This is a genomic window from Actinoplanes sp. 13 (assembly GCF_056134165.1).
The window spans coordinates 1-15,070 of the sequence record NZ_JBVYOQ010000026.1; the positions used below are offsets into that span (position 1 = coordinate 1).

Here is a 15,070-nt window from a genome sequence, read left to right on the forward strand (position 1 = left end):
CCCCCCCCCCCCCCCCCCCCCCCCCCCCCCCCCCCCCCCCCCCCCCCCCCCCCCCCCCCCCCCCCCCCCCCCCCACGGCCGGGGTGTGGATCAGGCGGTGCGGACGGTGCGGGGTGTAAATCAGGCGGGGCGGTGCCCGGCGGGGGCGATCGCGACGGACGCGCGATACAACGCGCGGGACAGCGAGATCCGGACCTTGGGGGTACGAGCGGTGCGCGGCACGTGCGGCACGACCGGTGCGTCCGGCCGTGCGCTGTGCATCTCACGGGTCACGTCCTGAATTCCCCGGACATATGCGGTCGGCATTTCCATGACAGCTCCCCTCAGATGTCTGTACCGGTACAGTAACCCTGTCATCTGTACCGGTCAAGAAGGGGAGCGGTCCCGGCGGGGAAGCCGGGGTGTGATGGGATCGGGGGCATGGGTTCGAGCGCTGAGTACGTCTTCGTCGGCTGCTACACCGAGGACAAGGGTGGCGAGGGTGACGGCATCACCCTGTGGCGGCGCGATCCGGCCGGCGGAGGCCTGACCCGGCTGGGGCTCGCCGCGCGTACCCCGTCGCCGTCGTTCCTGGCCCAGCACCCCACCCTCCCGGTGCTGTACGCGGTGAACGAGCTGACCGACGGCACGATCACCGCGTTCTCGGTCGCCCCGGACTGCTCACTCGCCGAGCTGGCGATCCACCCGACCGGCGGCTCGGACCCGTGCCACCTGGCCGTCACCGCTGACGGCCGGCACCTGGTCGTGGCGAACTACGGCACCGGCTCGGTCTCGGTGCACCCCCTGGACGCCGACGGCGTGCCCGGCCCGCGCAGCGACCTGCTCACCCTGACCGGCAGCGGCCCGGTCGCCGACCGCCAGGCCTCGGCGCACGCCCACCAGGTGGTGCCCGACCCGAACAGCGCTGACGTGCTCATCTCCGACCTGGGGTCGGACCGGGTGTGGCGGTCGCGGCTGGACCCGGTCTCCGGCCGTCTCGGCGACCCGGAGCCGGCGGTCGAGGCGAAGCCCGGCACCGGCCCCCGTCACCTGTTGCGCTCGGCCGACGGCGCCCTGCTGCTGGTCGGTGAGCTGGGTGCCGGCCTGAGCTGGTACAGGCCGGCCGGCGGCCCGGTGCTGGAGCCGCACGGCGAGGCCGCGGCGAGCACCCGGTCCGGGGAGGTCTATCCGTCCGAGGTGGCGATGGGCCGTGACGGTCGCTTCGTGTACGTGGCGAACCGGGGACCGAACACCGTCTCCGCGTTCTCGTGGGACGGCGAGACCGCGGCGCCGGTCGCCGAGGTGTCGACCGAAGGGGTGTGGCCGAGGCACATGGTGCTGCTCGGGGATCACCTCTACGTAGCCAACGAGCGATCACACAACGTGACCATTTTCCGCCTCGACCCGGATTCCGGCATCCCGTCGGTGCAGGGCGAGCCGGCCGGTGAGCCCAGCCCGACCTGCCTCCTCCGGTGGAACCCGGCGACGATCAGGTCATAGGCGACATCAGTCAGTCGGACACGTCTGTGATCATTCCGGCAAAAACCGGCGCAGCCTGATCCGAACTACACACCCACCGGAAGGGTGCCGTCACCCAGAGTATTTTTGGGGAAGGAAACGGCCAATCCGAGTAATTTTCGACCGAACGTATATGGCATTCGGCTTCGGACATGCGCACTATGGAGCGCGTGTCTGGCCGCCATCGTAGGAACTTCAACTCAAAGGGAGCCGGCGTAGTCGGGGGAGCGATGGCGATAGTCGTCGTGGTTGCCGGCTCGTGGCTCACCTATCAACGGTTCGCTGACTCCGGGTGCACCGGGTCGGTGCGACTGTCTGTCTCCGCTACGCCGGAGATCGCCCCTGCTGTGGAGCAGGTCGTGCAGAAGTGGACCGAGGAGGGCGCCGACGTCAACGGCACCTGCATCGCGGTCGACGTCGCCAAACAGAACTCCGCGCAGGTTGCCGGCGCGGTCTCCCGCGAGCACTCGGTGCAGCTCGTCGGCCTCGGCGTCGCACCCGAGTCGGTGCGGGTGCCGGACGTCTGGATCGCGGACTCGTCCACCTGGCTCCTGCGGCTGCGCAACGAGGCCTCCGGCTTCTCGCCGTCCAAGATCGCTTCGGTGGCGCAGAGCCCCCTCGTGGTCGCGATGCCCGAGCCGGTCGCGAAGCAGGCCGGCTGGCAGGGCAAGAAGCTGCCGTGGAGTGCTCTGCTCGCCCAGTTCGGCTCCGACTCCCCGCTGAAGGTGGGCATCGTCGAGCCCAGCCGGGACGCCACCGGGCTGACCAGCCTGCTGGCGATCGCCCAGGTGGCCGGTGGTGGCGCCGAGGGTGGCGCGAAGCGGGTCGAGGCGCTGCGGGCGCTCGCCGAGAACAAGGCGTCGCTGCGGGAGGAGCTGCTGGAGCGGTTCCCGCGCGCGGCCACCGAGGACGAGCTCGCCACCGCGCTCAGCGCCGCGCCGCTCTCCGAGGAAGCCGTCATCGCGTACAACGCACAGCAGCCCGCGGTGCGGCTCAGCGCGCTCTACGTCGACCCGAGCCCGGTGCCGCTGGACTACCCGTACTCGATCATGCCGCAGGTGGTGGACCCGCTGAAGGCGGCCGCCGCGCAGGCGCTGCTTCAGCAGATGACCGCCGCAACGGCGAAGGACGCGCTCGGCGCCGCCGGACTGCGCGCTCCGGACGGCACCTACGGATCCACCTTCAACGCGCCGGCCGGCGCCCCGCAGGCCTCGCCGGCGATCACCCCGTCGACCGGCGAGTCGTCGCAGGGCGGCACCGCCGCGGCCGGGATGGACGGCGGCGCGCTCAGCCAGGTGGTCGGTAGCTGGATCGCGACCACGCTGCCCGGCCGGGCGCTGGCAGTCTTCGACGTCTCCGGCACGATGTCCTCGCCGGTGCCGACCGCGGGCGGGGCGACCCGTGCCGAGGTCACCCAGGCAGCGGCCCGGCAGGGCCTGGCGCTGTTCGGCGACGACTGGCAGGTCGGCGTGTGGCGGTTCTCCCTCAACCTGGACGGCAGCAAGCCGTACGAGCAGGTCGAGCGGATCCGGCCGCTGTCCACCGGCCGGGACATCCTGAATCAGTCGATCGACCGGCTGAACCCGGTGGAGGACGGCGGGACCGGTCTCTACAACACGATTCTCGCGGCCTACCAGCACGTGAAGAGCAACTACCAGAGTGGCCGGGTCAACTCGGTCATCCTCTTCACCGACGGTGAGGACGACAACGCGAACGGCCTCAGCCGGGCGCAGCTGCTGGAAGAGCTGAAGAAGGCGCAGGATCCGAAGAAGCCGATCCGGCTCGTGCTGATCGGCATCGGCAACGAGGTCAACCGGGACGACTTCGACGCGATCGAGAAGACCGTGAAGGGCAGTGGCGTCTTCGTCGCCAAGGACCCCACGAAGATCACCGAGATCTTCGCCCAGGCGATCGGTCAGCGTACCGGCGCACAGTAACGACGACACCAGGCACCGGCGGCCGCCATCCCTCTCGGGTGGCGGCCGCTGCCGTGTCCGCCGGGTGTTCTCCGGGTGGGTGTTCTCAGGTGCGGCGCAGCCAGGCGGCCGGGTCGTCGCGCACCGCCCGGATCACGGTGTCCGCGGCTCCGCGCATGGCCGCGTCCGCGCCCAGGGCGGCGGCACGCAGGGTCACCGGCGCCAGCCCCGAGGTCAGCACCCGGTGACCCAGTTCCGCCTCGATGCCCTCGCGCAGCCGGTCGAAATGCGGCGCGTACGCCCCGCCGAGCACGATCGCCGGCACGTCCAGCAGGTTGACCACCGCGGCCAGCGCGATGCCGAGGGCCCGGGCGGCGAGCGGCCCGTCGTCCGGCAGCGCCTCCTGTCCCGCGTACTGCTCCAGGCAACCGCGGGCGCCGCAGCGGCAGGGCCGGCCGTCCGGGAAGACCGTCACGTGGCCGATCTCGCCGCTCCAGCCCCGCACACCGCGGTACAGCTCGCCGTCGAGCACCAGGCCGGCGCCGATGCCGATCTCACCGGACACGTACAGGAAGGTGGGGTCGCCGCCGGTGACCCGCAGTTCGCCGAGCGCCGCCAGGTTGGCCTCGTTGTCCACGGTGATCGGCAGGTCGGCCAGCTCCGGCGTCGCCCGCAGCACGGCCGGGGCGTCCACGTCCTGCCAGCCGAGGTTCGGCGCGACCCGGACCACCCCGTTGCTGACCAGACCGGGCACGGCGAGTGTGGCGCCGGCGACGATCAGCCCGTCCGCCTCGGCCGCGAACCGGGCCCGGGCGGCGAGCGCGCCCAGCGCGGCCAGGGCCGAGGCGGCGCCGCCGGGTCGCTGGTCGGCGTGCTCGACGAATCGCTGCCGTACCGCGCCGGTCAGATCGACCACGCAGGCGGCCAGGTAATCGACGTTGATCTCCAGCCCGAGGCCCGCCGGTCCGGCCGCGGTGAGCGCCAGGCCGGCCGCCGGACGTCCCGCACCGGTCCGCGGCAGCGGGGCCACCTCGACCAGCAGACCGCCCGCGACCAGGTCGTCGACCAGGGCGGACACGGTCGCCCGGGTCAGGCCGGTGGCCGCGGCCACGGCGGCCCGGGACGGCGGATCCGGGCTGTTCGCCACTTTGTGCAGCACCAGCGCGAGATTATGGGCCCGCACGCTGGCCTGCCGGACGGGCGTCGTGGGGGCGCTCAACACCCCTTGACAGTGCCATACTCGAGCCAAATAATTCAACCAATAAACAAATCCGTGCTGTTACGTGGAGGTAACCCGTGTCGCTCCAGCCCACACGCGACGACAAGTTCTCCTTCGGCCTCTGGACGGTCGGCTGGCAGGCCCGTGACCCGTTCGGTGACGCCACCCGCACCGCCCTCGACCCGGTGGAGGCGGTGCACCGGCTCTCCGAGATCGGCGCCTACGGCATCACGTTCCACGACGACGACCTGGTCCCGTTCGGCGCGGACGCGCCGACCCGGGACGGCATCATCGCCGGCTTCAAGAAGGCCCTCGACGAGACCGGCCTGGTCGTCCCGATGGTGACCACCAACCTCTTCACCCACCCGGTCTTCAAGGACGGTGGCTTCACCAGCAACGACCGCTCGGTCCGGCGGTTCGCGCTGCGCAAGGTGCTGCGCCAGATGGACCTCGGCGCCGAGCTGGGCGCCAAGACGCTGGTGATCTGGGGCGGCCGCGAGGGCGCGGAGTACGACTCGGCCAAGGACGTGCAGGCCGCCCTCGACCGTTACCGCGAGGCGCTCAACCTGCTCGCGCAGTACTCCGAGGACCGTGGGTACGGCCTGCGCTTCGCCATCGAGCCGAAGCCGAACGAGCCCCGCGGCGACATCCTGCTGCCGACCGCCGGCCACGCGATCGCGTTCACCCAGGAACTCGACCGGCCCGAGCTGTTCGGCATCAACCCCGAGGTGGGCCACGAGCAGATGGCCGGCCTCAACTTCTCGCAGGGCATCGCCCAGGCGCTGTGGCACGGCAAGCTCTTCCACATCGACCTGAACGGTCAGCACGGCCCGAAGTACGACCAGGACCTGGTCTTCGGTCACGGTGACCTGCTCAACGCGTTCTCCCTGGTCGACCTGCTGGAGAACGGCCTGAACGGCGGCCCGGCGTACGACGGACCGCGGCACTTCGACTACAAGCCCTCGCGCACCGAGGACTACGACGGCGTGTGGGAGTCGGCCCGGGCCAACATCCGGATGTACCTGATCCTCAAGGAGCGGGCCAAGGCGTTCCGGGCCGACCCGGAGGTGCAGCAGGCGCTCGCCGCGGCCAAGGTGGCCGAGCTCAGCACGCCGACCCTCAACCCCGGCGAGACCTACACCGACCTGCTCGCCGACCGCAGCGCGTTCGAGGACTACGACGCGGACGCCGCCGGCGCCCAGGGCTACGGCTTCGTCCGGCTGAACCAGCTGGCCATCGACCACCTGCTCGGGGCTCGCTGAGATGGCTCTGGTTGCGGGGATCGACAGTTCCACGCAATCGTGCAAGGTCGTCATCCGGGACGCGGAGACCGGCAAGCTGGTCCGGCAGGGCCGGGCCGCGCACCCGGACGGCACCGAGGTGCACCCGGATGCCTGGTGGGCCGCGCTGCGACAGGCGATCGACGAGGCCGGCGGCCTCGACGACGTCGCCGCGGCCTCGGTCGCCGGCCAGCAGCACGGCATGGTGGTGCTGGACGAGGACGGTCAGGTGGTCCGTCCGGCGCTGCTGTGGAACGACACGCGCAGCGCCGGTGCGGCCGCCGACCTCATCGCGGAGCTGGGTGGCGGCGACCGGTGGGCGGACGCGGTCGGCATCGTGCCGGTCGCCAGCTTCACCCTGACCAAGCTGCGCTGGCTGGCCCGCAACGAGCCGGACAACGCCGCCCGGGTGGCCGCGGTGTGCCTGCCGCACGACTGGCTGACCTGGAAGCTGTCGGGTTCGACCGATCTCGCCGACCTGAGGACCGACCGCAGCGACGCCAGCGGCACGCTGTACTGGTCGGCCGCCACCAACAAGTACCGGCACGACCTGCTGGAACTCGGCTTCGGCCGTACCCTGCGGGTGCCCGAGGTGCTCGGCCCGACCGGGATCGCCGGGCGCCTGCCGAACGGTGCGCCGCTCGGACCGGGCGCCGGGGACAACGCGGCGGCCGCCCTCGGTGCCGGCGCGCTGCCCGGCGACGTGATCGTGTCGATCGGCACGTCCGGCACCGTGTTCGTCTCCTCGGACGTGGCGCCGCACGACCCGACCGGCACGGTGGCGGGGTTCGCCGACACCACCGGGCGGTTCCTGCCGATCGTGGTCACGCTGAACGCGGCCCGGGTGCTCGACGCGGCCGCGAAGCTGCTCGGCGTGAGCCACGAGGAGTTGTCCCGGCTCGCGCTGTCGGCGCCGGCGGGCGCCGACGGGCTGGTCCTGGTGCCGTACCTGGAGGGTGAGCGCACCCCGAACCGGCCGGACGCGACCGGGGCGATCCACGGTTTCACCCTGAAGACCTCGGATCCGGCGCACCTGGCCCGGGCCGCCGTCGAGGGCATGCTCTGCGCCCTCGCCGACGGGCTGGACGCGCTGGTCGCGCACGGCGCCGAGGCCAACCGGATCGTGCTGGTCGGCGGCGGCGCGCGCAGCGAGGCGGTCCGCCGCATCGCGCCGGCGCTGTTCGGCAAGCCGGTCCTGGTGCCGCCACCCGGCGAGTACGTCGCCGACGGCGCGGCCCGGCAGGCCGCGTGGGTGACCCTGGGCGGGGACGCGCCGCCCGCCTGGTCCGCGGAGAACCCGGAGCTGTACGAGGACACGCCGGTCCCGTTGATCCGGGAGCAGTACGCGTCGGCGCAACACGCGGTGCTCGACCGGGCACGGTGAGCTTCGGGGGCGGCCCGCACGGGCCGCCCCCGAACTGTTTTCCGAAGTTCTTGTTGTCCGCCCCCTCCTACGACATCTACGGGCACAGCAGCACCGGCCGGATTTCGCCGGATCGGCCGGCATCCCCGTACGTAGGAAGGACCGCGGTGGCAGAGCGAAGATCTCGGAAGCGAACCCTGCTGGGTCTCGTGGCCGCGCTGGTGGTACCGGCCGGGCTCGTCGGCTATTCGATGATGCCGTCGAGCGCGGCGGCGGCCCCGGCAGCGGGCGGCACCTATCAGCTCGTCGTGAAGAAGAGCGGCAAGTGCGTCGACGTGCCGGGCGCGTCGACGGACAACGGCGCGTTGCTCCAGCAGTGGGGTTGCACGGCGGGCTCGGCGTGGCAGCAGTTCACGCTGGTCGCCGTGGGTGGCAACTTCCTGATCCGGAACGTGAACAGCGGCAAGTGCCTCGATGTGCCGGCCGCTTCGACGACCTCGGGCCAGCGGTTGCAGCAGTGGGGTTGCGCGAGCGGGCAGACCAATCAGCTGTGGCGGGTGGCCGCGTCGGGCACCGACACGTTCCAGATCATCAACGCCGGTAACGGCCTGTGCGTCTCGGATCAGGGTGCGTCGACCGCGAACGGTGCGGCGATCATCCAGGAGACGTGCACCGCCAACTCGAACAAGCAGTGGTCGTTCACCCCGGTCGGCGGCGGGAGCACGACACCACCGCCCGGCGGCACGTTCACGGTGGCCGCCGACGGGTCCGGGACCTACCGGACCGTGCAGGCGGCAATCGACGCGGTACCGGCGAACAACACGACCCGGCGGACGATCACCATCAAGCCCGGCACCTACCGGGAGATCGTTACCGTCGGTTCGAACAAGCCGTTCGTGACGCTGCGCGGCGGCGGTGACTCCGCCGACGACGTGGTGATCGTCAACAACCGCAGCTCGGCGGGCGGGTTCGGCACCTCGGGCAGCGCCACGTTCTTCGCCAACGGCAAGGAGCTCACCGCCGCCAACCTGACCATCGCCAACGACTACGGCGAGGGCAGTCAGGCGGTGGCCGCGAACCTGGGCGGCGACAAGCTGGTCTTCGACAACGTGCGGTTCCTCGGCGCCCAGGACACCCTGCTGGTCAACAGCGGCCGGTCCTACGTGAAGAACTCCTATGTCGAGGGCACTGTCGACTTCGTCTTCGGCGGCGGCACAGCGGTCTTCGACACGACCCGGGTCCACCAGAAGCGGAGCACCGGCGGCCCGATCACTGCGGCGCGCACCGATCCGGGCAGCGCGTACGGCTTCCTCTTCCACAAATGCACGGTGACCGGGGCGACCAGCAATACCACGCAGCTCGGCCGCCCCTGGGGCCCGTCCGCGCAGGTGCTGTTCCGCGAGAGCAACCTGAGTGCCACCATCCGGACCGCGCAGCCGTGGACGGACATGTCCTCGAACTCGTGGCAGAACGCCCGGTTCTTCGAGTACGCGAACACCGGGGCCGGCGCCGGCACGAACAGCAACCGCCCGCAGATGAGCGCCGCCGCGGCGGCGAACCACACCCCGCAGAAGTACCTCGCAGGCTCGGACAACTGGAACCCGGTGAGCTGATCATGACGATCTCGAAGAAGAAGCGGGCCGCCCTGGCGGCCGTTGTGCTGGCCGTCCCGGCCGCGGTCATCGGCTGGTCGGTGCTGCCGTCGAACGCGGCGGCCGCACCCACCGCGGGCAACACCTATCAGCTCGTCGTGAAGAAGAGCGGCAAGTGCGTCGACGTGCCGGGCGCGTCGACGGACAACGGCGCGTTGCTCCAGCAGTGGGGCTGCACAGCGAGCTCACCGTGGCAGCAGTTCAAGCTCGTCGCCGCGGGCGGCAACTTTTTGATCCAGAACGTCCACTCGGGCCGCTGCATCGATGTGCCCGGCGCGTCGGCGACCTCGGGTCAGCAGCTGCAGCAGTGGGGTTGCGCAAGCGGGCAGACCAATCAGCTGTGGCGGGTGGCCGCGTCGGGCACCGACACGTTCCAGATCATCAACGCCGGTAACGGCCTGTGCGTCTCGGATCAGGGTGCGTCGACCGCGAACGGTGCGGCGATCATCCAGGAGACGTGCACCGCCAACTCGAACAAGCAGTGGTCGTTCACCCCGGTCTCCGGCGGCGCCACGCCGACCACCCCGGCCGGCCGGACCTGGCCGAACACCCCGGACGGGTTCGCCGCCACCGGTGGCGGTACGACCGGCGGCGCGGGCGGAACCACGGTCACGGTGACCAACCTCGCCGACCTGACCAGGTACGTCACCGCCACCGAGCCGTACGTGATCAGGGTGGCCGGCGCCATCACGATCACCCCGAAGGGCACCGAGCTCAAGGTCAGGTCCAACAAGACCATCGTCGGCGCCGGCACCAGCGGTGAGATCGTCGGCGGTGGCTTCTTCCTCGGCGCGGGCGTCCGGAACGTCATCATCCGCAACCTGACCATCCGGGACACCCAGATGGCCGAGGACGACCCGGACGACAAGGACTTCGACTACGACGGCATCCAGATGGACACCGCCGACCACGTCTGGATCGATCACTGCAAGATCATGCGGATGAACGACGGCATGATCGACAGCCGCAAGGACACGTCGTACCTGACCGTGTCCTGGAACATCCTGGACACCGGCAACAAGGCGTTCGGCATCGGCTGGACCGAGAACGTGACGGCCCGGATGACGATCCACCACAACTGGATCAAGAACACCGCACAGCGCAACCCGAGCACCGACAACGTCGCGTACGCCCACCTCTACAACAACCACCTGCAGAACATCACCTCGTACGGCAACCTGTCGCGCGGCGGCACGAGGATGGTGCTGGAGAACAGTGTCTTCGACAAGGTGGCGAACCCGTACTACAACGACACGTCGGCCGCCCAGCTCCGGCAGAGCGGCAGCATCGTGAAGAACTCCTCGGGCAAGCAGCAGACCAACGGCTCCGCGTTCGACCCGAAGAGCTTCTACTCCTACACGCTCGATCCGGCCGCGGACGTCCCCGCGCTGCTCGCGCAGCACGCCGGACCGCAGGCCACCATCGGCAACTGATCCAGCGCGGAGGAGCAGGCGGCGTCGCCCGGAGCGCGGCGCCGCCTCACCAGGTCGTACCCCGCAGGGTCGCGGACGGCGCGAGATGCGCCTCCAGAAAGCCGTTCACCGAGCGTGACCAGGGATAACGTTCGGCCTGTGCGCGTGCCTCGGCACGCCGCGCGGCAACCGGCCGCGCCAGCAGGCCGAGCACCGCGGCCGCGAAAGCCGCCCCGTCACCCTCCGCCGCGGCGCCCGCCGCGCCGATCACCTCCGGCAACGCGCCGGCCGAGCGTGCCACCACCGGCGTGCCGCTGGCCAGTGCCTCCAGCGCGGCCAGGCCGAACGTCTCGATCGGACCGGGCGCCAGCGCGACGTCCGCGGTCGCCAGCAGCGCCCGCGGGTCGGCCACGTGCCCCAGAAACCGCGCCGGCAGCGCACGCTCGGCAGCCTCCGCTGTCAGTGCCGCGCGCATCGGCCCGTCACCGGCCACGGTCAGCGACGCGTCCACCCCACGCGACCGGAGCTCGGCGAGGGTTTCCAGGGACAGCCGCGGATGCTTCTCCGCGGAGAGCCGCCCGCAGTGCAGCAGAACCACGTCGTGCGGCCCGCGCAGCCCGGCATCCCGATGCGCCGGCGAAAACCTTTCAAGATCAACTCCTAGGGGTACGCGCGAAGTACGCGCACCGAGCCGCTCGAACTCCCGGGCCGCCCAGCCGGTCGTGCACACCACCGTGTCGAAGACCGCGGCGCTGCGCCCGTTGAGCAGGTCGGCGACCCGCGCGCCCGCTCTGCGGTCCGGGGCGAACAGGCGCAGCAGCCCGTCCAGGCTCTCGTGCGACACCATCATCGAGGGGACCCCGGCCTTCCGCGCCCAGCCGCCTGCCCAGCGCAGCGTCGACCGGTCGTGCACCTCGATCCGATCCGGCCCGATCTCCTCCAGCGCCGTGATCACGGCCCGCCGGCCCAGCAGCACCCGGTAGCCGCCGAGCCCCGGCACCAGCGGCCCCGGCAGCGTCACCACCCGCCCGTACCCGGTCTCCGCCACGCCGGCCCGCGCCCCCGGCACGATGAGCGTCGTCTCATGCCCGGCCGCGACATAACCCCGCCCCAGCTCCCGCAGCGCGGTGCGCAGCCCACCCGACGTGGCGTGCACGAAGTTGGCCAGCCGCACGATCCGCATCCCACCAGCCCACCGTCGGTCGCCGACCGCGAGGCAACGCCTCCCCGACACCCACCCAAACGATCAACAACAACTCACCCCCGCCCGAGCTGACCAGCAACCGTGTGTGAATTTCGGGTTGCTATGAGCGCCGAAGTCCACACACCCGGCGGGAACGTGCACCAATGACGGCCTCGTCCCCTGCCCCTTCCCAGGTCACGCTGTGAGCGCGCTGCTCATTCCGCAGCCGCGCCGCTAACTCATCGGCCGCGCTGCCGGGCCCGGTCTGCCATCAAGCCGCCGGGCGGAGCCGCATCACTGTGTGGGGACTTCAGGCGCGGAGCGCACCCGAAGTCACCACGCCGGTGGATTGAGCCGGCAGCTCCGCCCGGCGGGCGCGGCAAAGGCTGGAGTGGGCAGCGGGCCGCGGGGTAGGCACGGGACCGGACTGGCGCGTACAAAAAAGGAAGTGACCGCCTGGCCGGACCGGACGCGTGGTTGAAGGGCGGGCCGGTGGGAGTGCGGATAGCCTCTAGCGCGTGATGGGCAGCGGCGGGACCGTGCACCGCGTCTACAGCGTGGTGGTCTTCGTGGTCCTCGCGGCGCTCGACAACGTGGCCATCGGGATCGTGCCGCCGCTCTACGGAAGCATCGGCGCCGAGCTGGCCGTCGACGAGGGGTACATCGCCCTGGCCACCACGGCGATGTTTCTGATCAGCGCGGTGGCGGCGATCGGTTTCGCGTACGTCGGTGACCGCACCGACCGCAAGCCGGTGCTGGTGGCCGGCACCGTGGTCTGGGTGATCGGCACCGCGTGGTCCGGTCTGGCCGAGAGCTATCCGGCGTTCCTCGGCGCCCAGATGGTTGCGGCGTTCGGGCTGGGCGGGGTGGCGTCGGTCAGTTTCGCGGTGGTCAGTGACCTGATCACGCCGCGGCGGCGGGGCCTGGTGATGAGCTTCTGGGGCCTGTCGCAGGGTGTCGGCACGCTGGCCGGGACGCTGACCGGCGGCATCCTGGGGCACGAGGACTGGCGGCGGCCGTTCCTGATCACCGCGGCCGCCGGGGTGCTGGCGACCGTGGCATATCTGTTCACCTACAACGTGCCGCGCGGGGACAGCCAGCCCGAGTTGGCCGGCGTCGAGTACGACGAGCGGATCCACCGCCGGGACCTGCCGCTGATCCTGAAGCGCCGCACCAACATCTGGCTGATCCTGCAGGGCGGCACCGCGCAGATCGCGTTCGGCTCGCTGGTCTGGTTGCCGATCCTGTTCCGCGCCCGGGCCGAGGACCAGGGTTATTCGGCCGGCACCGCGGTGCTGATCGGCAGCGTGTTCGCGACTGTCTTCCAGCTCGGCGCGGCCCTGTCGATCCTGGGCGGGCTCGCCGGTGACCGCTTGCAACGGCGTACGCCGCGTGGCCGTGCCCTGGTCGCGGCGGTGGGGGTGCTCGCGGCCGTGCCGTTCTACGTGGTCCTGTTCTTCGTGCCGATGAAGATCACCGTGCCGGACGGCGGTGGCACCGGCGACGTCATCCGGGGCGTGCTGATGAACGTGGTGACCGAGCCGACCGTGGGCGTCTGCCTGGGCATCGCGGTGTTCGCGTTGATGCTGACGTCGGCGAACTCGCCGAACTGGTTCGCCATGATCGCCGACGTCAACCCGCCGCAGCACCGCGGCACCGTCTACAGCCTCGGCAACCTGATCAACGGGGCCGGCCGGGCCGGCGGCAACGCGCTGATCGGGGTGGCGTTCCGGGGGCTCTCCGGCGCCTTCCCGCCGCCCTTGAACTACGCGGTCGGGCTGGCCGCCTTCCAGGTCTTCTTCATCCCCACCGGGATCATGTACTGGCTGGCCAGCAGGACGGTGGCGGCGGACATGGAACGCACGCACGCCGACCTGCTGGCCGTTGCCGCGGAGTCAGAGGCTCGCCCAGACGGTGACGTCGGTGGGGACCCGGCCGTCGGCGTCGAGGGGCTCGCTGCTGAGAAGGACGTTCGCCCCGGCCGGTAAATCGACCGGCGCGGCGCCGAAGTTCGTCACCACGGCGACGCCGCCGTTGCGGAAGGCGAGCGCGTCGGGGCTGGTCCCCAGCCAGGTCAGCGTGCCGGCACCGAGTCCGTGCTCGCGTCGTGCCGCCAGCGCCGCCCGGTACAGCTCGTAGGTCGAGCCGGGCACGTCGACCTGCCGGTCCAGCGCGTACTCCGCCCAGATCGCCGGCTGCAGCAGCCAACTCGCGTCGGCCGGGCCGAAGCCGTACGACGGCGCGTCGGCCTCCCAGGGGATCGGCACCCGGCAGCCGTCGCGGCCGCGCTCGGTGTGCCCGGACCGCTCCCAGGCCGGGTCCTGCCGGTGTTCGTCGGCCAGCGTGGTGTGCTCCGGCAGGCCCAGCTCCTCGCCCTGGTACAGGTAGGCCGACCCGGGCAGCGCCAGCATCAGCAGCGACGCGGCGCGGGCCCGGCGCAGACCGAGAGCCGTGTCGGGCTGCGGGTCGGTGGCGCCGATGCCGGTGCGGCGCCTCTCGCCCACCGGGAAGCCGAGCCGGGACGCGTGCCGGACCACGTCGTGGTTGGAGAGCACCCAGGTGGTGGTGGCGCCGACCGCCTCGTTCGACGCCAGCGAGGAGTCGACGATCTCGCGCAGCTCCTTCGCCGACCAGGGCGACTCGAGGTAGGGGAAGTTGAACGCCTGGTGCATCTCGTCCGGCCGCACGTACCGGGCCAGCCGCTCCTCCGGCTGCACCCAGGCCTCGGCGACCAGGATCCGCCCGCCCGGGTACTCGTCGAGCACGGCACGCCATTCCCGGTAGATCTCGTGCACGCCCTCCTGGTCCCACATCGGCGGGGGCGTGCCGACCGGCTCGAGGCCGCCCAGCACGGTGGCGGGCGCGGTCCAGTCGGTGAGGGCGGCGTCCTTGACCAGGCCGTGCGCCACGTCCACCCGGAAGCCGTCGACGCCGCGGTCCAGCCAGAACCGCAGGATGTCGAGGAACTCCGCGCGGACCTCGGGGTGGTCCCAGTTGAGGTCGGGCTGGGAGACGTCGAACAGGTGCAGGTACCACTGGCCGTCCGGGAGCCGCTCCCAGGCGGGCCCGCCGAAGACGCTCTGCCACGAGTTGGGCGGCTGGTCGCCGTTCTCCCCCTTGCCGTCGCGGAAGATGTAGCGCTCCCGCTCCGGGCTGCCGGGTGCCGCCCGCAGCGCCGCCTGGAACCAGACGTGCTCGCTGGAGGTGTGGTTCGGCACCAGGTCCACGATGATCTTCAGGTCGAGCTCGTGGGCCACGGTGATCATGTGGTCGGCGTCGTCGAGCGAGCCGAACCGGGAGTCGACGCCGCGGTAGTCGGCCACGTCGTACCCGGCGTCGTGCTGCGGGCTGGGATAGAACGGGGAGAGCCACACCGCGTCGACGCCGAGACGGCGCAGGTGAGGCAGGCGTGCGGTGATGCCGGGCAGGTCACCCATGCCGTCGCCGTCGGAGTCGGCGAACGAGCGCGGGTAGATCTGATAGATGACGGCGTCACGCCACCAGGGTTGTGTGGAGGGCATGGCCCCCAGCGTATGGCGACCCCTCGG

The 15,070-nt window shown here is 71.4% G+C and carries 11 protein-coding genes; 7 read left to right on the forward strand and 4 right to left on the reverse strand.

Going from position 1 to position 15,070, the window contains the following annotated elements; all coding sequences use genetic code 11:
• Window positions 1–120: 120 nt before the first annotated feature.
• Complete coding sequence (locus AC0NH5_RS33810) at window positions 121–312, reverse strand: hypothetical protein (RefSeq protein WP_474411021.1); 192 nt, start codon at window positions 310–312, stop codon at window positions 121–123.
• 108 nt (window positions 313–420) lie between these two features.
• Here AC0NH5_RS33810 and AC0NH5_RS33815 point away from each other — a divergent pair, with 108 nt between their 5' ends.
• Window positions 421–1,479 carry a lactonase family protein gene (locus tag AC0NH5_RS33815; protein WP_474411022.1) on the forward strand — a complete coding sequence of 353 codons (1,059 nt, stop codon included), beginning with the start codon at window positions 421–423 and terminating at the stop codon, window positions 1,477–1,479.
• A 248-nt stretch (window positions 1,480–1,727) separates the two neighbouring features.
• On the forward strand, window positions 1,728–3,434 hold the full coding sequence (locus tag AC0NH5_RS33820; protein WP_474411023.1) for a VWA domain-containing protein: 1,707 nt from the start codon (window positions 1,728–1,730) through the stop codon (window positions 3,432–3,434).
• 85 nt (window positions 3,435–3,519) lie between these two features.
• Here the strand turns inward: AC0NH5_RS33820 and AC0NH5_RS33825 are convergent, their stop codons facing one another.
• Window positions 3,520–4,572: an ROK family protein gene (locus AC0NH5_RS33825; RefSeq protein ID WP_474411024.1), complete on the reverse strand. Its 1,053-nt coding sequence runs from the start codon at window positions 4,570–4,572 to the stop codon at window positions 3,520–3,522.
• A gap of 137 nt (window positions 4,573–4,709) precedes the next feature.
• Between AC0NH5_RS33825 and xylA the strand changes: the two genes are divergently transcribed.
• The 4 genes from xylA (at window position 4,710) to AC0NH5_RS33845 (ending at window position 10,360) form a co-directional block, all read left to right on the forward strand.
• Window positions 4,710–5,894 carry a xylose isomerase gene (gene xylA / locus AC0NH5_RS33830; protein ID WP_474411025.1) on the forward strand — a complete coding sequence of 395 codons (1,185 nt, stop codon included), beginning with the start codon at window positions 4,710–4,712 and terminating at the stop codon, window positions 5,892–5,894.
• A gap of 1 nt (window position 5,895) precedes the next feature.
• On the forward strand, window positions 5,896–7,296 hold the full coding sequence (xylB, locus tag AC0NH5_RS33835) for a xylulokinase (protein ID WP_474411026.1): 1,401 nt from the start codon (window positions 5,896–5,898) through the stop codon (window positions 7,294–7,296).
• A 146-nt stretch (window positions 7,297–7,442) separates the two neighbouring features.
• Window positions 7,443–8,888 (forward strand): pectinesterase family protein, encoded by a 1,446-nt coding sequence (locus tag AC0NH5_RS33840; RefSeq protein WP_474411027.1) that lies wholly within the window; start codon window positions 7,443–7,445, stop codon window positions 8,886–8,888.
• A gap of 2 nt (window positions 8,889–8,890) precedes the next feature.
• Window positions 8,891–10,360, forward strand: a complete 1,470-nt coding sequence (locus tag AC0NH5_RS33845; protein ID WP_474411028.1) for an RICIN domain-containing protein — start codon at window positions 8,891–8,893, stop codon at window positions 10,358–10,360.
• Window positions 10,361–10,406: 46 nt separating this feature from the next.
• Here the strand turns inward: AC0NH5_RS33845 and AC0NH5_RS33850 are convergent, their stop codons facing one another.
• Window positions 10,407–11,522, reverse strand: coding sequence for a glycosyltransferase (locus AC0NH5_RS33850; protein WP_474411029.1), 1,116 nt, complete (start codon window positions 11,520–11,522; stop codon window positions 10,407–10,409).
• A 521-nt stretch (window positions 11,523–12,043) separates the two neighbouring features.
• Here AC0NH5_RS33850 and AC0NH5_RS33855 point away from each other — a divergent pair.
• Window positions 12,044–13,510 (forward strand): MFS transporter, encoded by a 1,467-nt coding sequence (locus tag AC0NH5_RS33855; RefSeq protein ID WP_474411163.1) that lies wholly within the window; start codon window positions 12,044–12,046, stop codon window positions 13,508–13,510.
• On the opposite strand, the gene AC0NH5_RS33860 is transcribed toward AC0NH5_RS33855, so the two are convergent.
• Window positions 13,418–15,043, reverse strand: coding sequence for a glycoside hydrolase family 13 protein (locus tag AC0NH5_RS33860; RefSeq protein ID WP_474411030.1), 1,626 nt, complete (start codon window positions 15,041–15,043; stop codon window positions 13,418–13,420). The genes AC0NH5_RS33855 and AC0NH5_RS33860 overlap by 93 nt on opposite strands.
• Between the last annotated feature and the right edge of the window lie 27 nt (window positions 15,044–15,070).